Origin of the sequence: Nocardia sp. NPDC060220 (assembly GCF_042727815.1) — a bacterium.
Classification (GTDB): Bacteria; Actinomycetota; Actinomycetes; order Mycobacteriales; family Mycobacteriaceae; genus Nocardia.
Genome location: NZ_JBHWZY010000730.1, coordinates 1 through 3,557 on the forward strand (window position 1 = coordinate 1; position 3,557 = coordinate 3,557).

Annotated in this window: 2 protein-coding genes and 1 pseudogene; all 3 read right to left on the reverse strand. The window is 67.3% G+C overall.

Annotation, left to right across the window (positions count from 1 at the left end; translation table 11 throughout):
- Positions 1-217: 217 nt before the first annotated feature.
- Entirely contained in the window at positions 218-1,294 is a 1,077-nt protein-coding gene (locus tag ACFWF3_RS28580) for a family 2 encapsulin nanocompartment cargo protein polyprenyl transferase (protein WP_379316593.1), read from the reverse strand.
- A complete protein-coding gene (locus tag ACFWF3_RS28585) occupies positions 1,291-2,682 on the reverse strand; it encodes a family 2B encapsulin nanocompartment shell protein (RefSeq protein WP_379316595.1) in 1,392 nt (463 codons plus the stop codon). Before ACFWF3_RS28585 ends, ACFWF3_RS28580 begins: the two co-directional genes overlap by 4 nt.
- A pseudogene (locus tag ACFWF3_RS28590) lies at positions 2,679-3,557 on the reverse strand (hypothetical protein); the annotation flags it as partial. The gene ACFWF3_RS28585 and the pseudogene ACFWF3_RS28590, both read right to left, overlap by 4 nt.

The following is a 3,557-nucleotide window of genomic DNA, read 5'->3' on the forward strand; positions in this document are numbered from 1 at the left end:
GGATCACCCGGGCACAGCTCGTCGACGACTACGAGTACTACACAGGCACCCTCGACGACTTCCGTCAGCTCTACGGTGAAGCCTGAAAATCTACCCGACATGATCCGGAGGGCGCGGCTACTCCGCCGTGGAATGCCGAACCAGCCGCCGCCCGACCGGCCACGGCCCGATCGGAACCGTGGCCGCGATCGGGCGGTGGCATGCGAAGCGCTCGGCTTCAGCAGTCTCGGTTCGCGGCCAGCGCCGCGAGCAAGTCCAGGTCGGCCAGGGCTTCGGCGTTCGCCCCGACCTCGCTGATCGTCGACATGGCTTCCTCGTACAGTTGCCTGGCCTGCAGCCGACTCCATTCCCGGCCGCCTGCGGCTTCGACCAACTCGGCGGCACGGACCAATTCGGCGTCGTCGAGCGGCTTCTCACGGAGATAGAGGTCGGCGAGGGCGCCCGCTTCCGGGGTGTTCGAGCGCAGTGCGAACACCACCGGCAACGACTTCTTGCGGCTGCGCAGGTCGGAGAACACCGATTTGCCGGTGACGCTGGGGTCGCCCCAGATGCCGAGCAGGTCGTCGGTGTGCTGGAAGGCACGGCCCAAGCGCCTGCCGAAGTCTTGCAGCCGCAACAGCTCACCGGAGTCCGCGTTTCCGAACAGGCCCCCGAGTGCGGCCGAACATCCGAACAGCGCCCCGGTCTTCTGATCGACCATGGTGAAGCACTCGTCGAGCTCGACATCGGTGCGCCGCTCGAATCCCAGGTCCGCGCACTGCCCCTCGACGAGGTGCAGCACCGAGCGGCTCATCAGATTCGTCGCTTCGACGATCGGTGTGTCCGGCTCCGCGGCGAGCAGGGAATACGCCTGGGCCACCAGCGCGTCGCCGGCGAGGATGGCAGGCCCGATCCCGAACGCGGTCCACGCCGTCGGCCGGTGCCGTCGGGTGGTGTCTCGGTCCATCACGTCGTCGTGCAGCAACGAGAAGTTGTGCACCAGTTCGACCGCGACGGCCGCGCGCACGGCATCTCCCACGTCGCCGCCGGTCAACCGCGCGGCCGAGAGAACCAGGGCGGGGCGAATGGCCTTGCCGCCGTCGTGACGTTCCGGTCGCCCGGTCTTGTCCCACCAGCCGAAGTGGTAGCCCACGATCGTGCGGACCGTGGCAGGCATCATCTGCACGGTGGCATGCAGGGTGGCCGCGCAGGTCTCCCGACATTGATCGAGGACGTCGGCGGCCGTGCGCGAGCTGTGCGCAACAGCGGGTGTGGGCACCGGGATCGGTGTGGTCGCGACATCCGGGGTGCTCATCGATTCACCTGCACTTCGGTCAGCGCACCGAGTGCGTCCGGAACGAGCACTGCCGCAGCATGATTGGCGCTGATGAGGTAGGAGGCGATGGCGCGGTCGTCGATGCCGGTGAAGCGGACGTTGACGCCCGGCTCGACTTCGTCGGGCAGACCGGTCTGGCGCAGGCCGATCACCCCGTCATCCGATTCACCGATCCGCATCGCCAAGATCGTGCTGGTTCCGCCCGGTGAGATCGGGATCTTGTCCGAGGGCAGCAGTGGCACGTTACGCCACGCGTGCACCCGTCTTCCCTCGATTTCGGTGTGATCGGGGTAGACGCCCTGGGCTGTGCATTCGTGGCCGAACTGGGCGATGACGCGGGGGTGGGCGAGGAAGAACGCGGTCTTGCGACGGCGGGCCAGCAAGCGATCGAGGTCCTCGGGTGTCGGGCGGCCGGTGGCCGAACACAACCGCTGACTCGGGTCGACGTTGTACAGCAGACCGTAGTCGTGGTGGGTCAGCAGGTCGCGTTCCTGGCGTTCCCGCAACGCCGCGATCGACAGGCGCAGCTGCTGGTCGAGCTGGTTCATCGGCTTGTTGTAGAGGTCGGTGACCCGGGTGTGCACGCGCAGCAGCAGTTGCGCGATGCTGAGCTCGAGTTCGCGTGGTTGCTGGTCGTAGTCGACGTAGGTCCCGGGCAGCGTCGGCTCCCCCTGCTGGCCCGACAGCAGTCCGATCGCCGCCTGACCGTATTTGTCGGCACCGCTTCGTTCGGCGGCGACCGCGGCTCCGAGGCCGGCGACATGGGCGGCGAGGCGCGGTTCACGGGCACACAGGGCGTCGAACACGGCGCGCGGCAACGCCAGAACCGTGCAGGCGGTGTTCGCGGTCGCCGTGTACTCCCAAATAGCCTGCCGACCAAGGAGTGTGGAGGCACCGAGGTGGCTGCCGTCGTCGAGTACGTCCAGCTGTACCTGCTGACCGTAGTCGCCGGGGCCGGAGAGCACGACCCGGCCGTGGGCGAGCACATAGGCCGCGTCGATTTCGTTGCCGAACTCGCAGATCGTCTCCCCCGCCGCGAACTCCTGCTGGGTGAACAGGTGGGCGATCTCGCGCAATGTGTCGTCGTCGTCGAAATCGCGCAGCGCTCGCAATTCGCGCAGTTCGGCGGGGACCACCTGGTACCGGCCGTTGGCCAGCGTGCAGGTGACGTAGCCGTCCCCGACGGTGTAGGTCAGGCGCCGGTTGACCCGGTAGGTTCCGCCGTCGACCTCGACCCAGGGCAGCATGCGCAGCAGCCAGCGGGGCGTGATCCCCTGCATCTGCGGAACAGATTTGGTGGTGGTCGACAGTGTGCGGGCGGCGGCGACACCGAGCGCTGTCGGTGGGTTCTGGGCGGTGCTGGTCACAAGGAGGTCCTTCCCGGCGAGGTGGCATGGGTGGCGACGGATCCGACTCGGGGTCGAACCCGGGCGGCGGCGGTACCGATGCCCGAGGGTCCCCACGTGTGGACCGGGCGGGCGGCGGTTCGCGGTTGCTGGCCGACCGGGCGGCGCAAGTTCTCGGGGCGGTAGCGGCTGGTGCCGCGATGCCAGTGCAGGATGCCCGCGATCCAATCACGCAGTTCGTCGATGTAGCTGGTCAGCGCCGCGCGAGCGGTGTCGTCGAGCCGGTGGTGTTCGAACAGGACGGGCAATTCGTCGTCGACGAGTCGCTGGAACTGCCGCATTCTGGCCCGCATCAGGTCATCGACGACGGTGGCGGCGACGTCGCGGTCGCAATCGAAGAACGACTCGACCACCAGAATCGCGTTGTGCAGCTCGGATTCGTATTCGATTTCTTTTTGGTAGGAGTAGAAGTCGTTGATCAAACAGCCGTAGTCCTGTGCGGCGTGTTCGATGCCGCGCATGGTGGTGGATTCGAACACCGCATCGGGGATCAGGCCGCCGCGGGCGATCTTCGACAGGGCGATCGTCAGATCCGAGCCGAAAGTGCGGCGGCGCATCTCCAGGTAGTCGACGGGATCGGGGACGCGATGCTGGATGTGGTTGGCCAGCTCCCACAACCAGCTTTCGGTCATGGATTCCACCGCTTGCCGGAAGGTGCGCCGAGCCGTCGGCGACATCGGCCCCGCCGTGCGCGACCACAGGTCCACCAACGACCGTTCCAGCGGGTTGACCGGTGTGTCAACAGGTTTCAGGTCCAGCGGCATGAACGTCGACAGTCTGGCATTGCAGGCTTTCGCGCCGGCCATCGCGGCGGCGCCCTGGGTGGGTGGGAAGAC

Coding starts and splice junctions, on each gene's coding strand:
- ACFWF3_RS28580 (WP_379316593.1), bottom strand. CDS start 1,294: ATGAGCACCCCGGATGTCGCGACCACACCGATCCCGGTGCCCACACCC.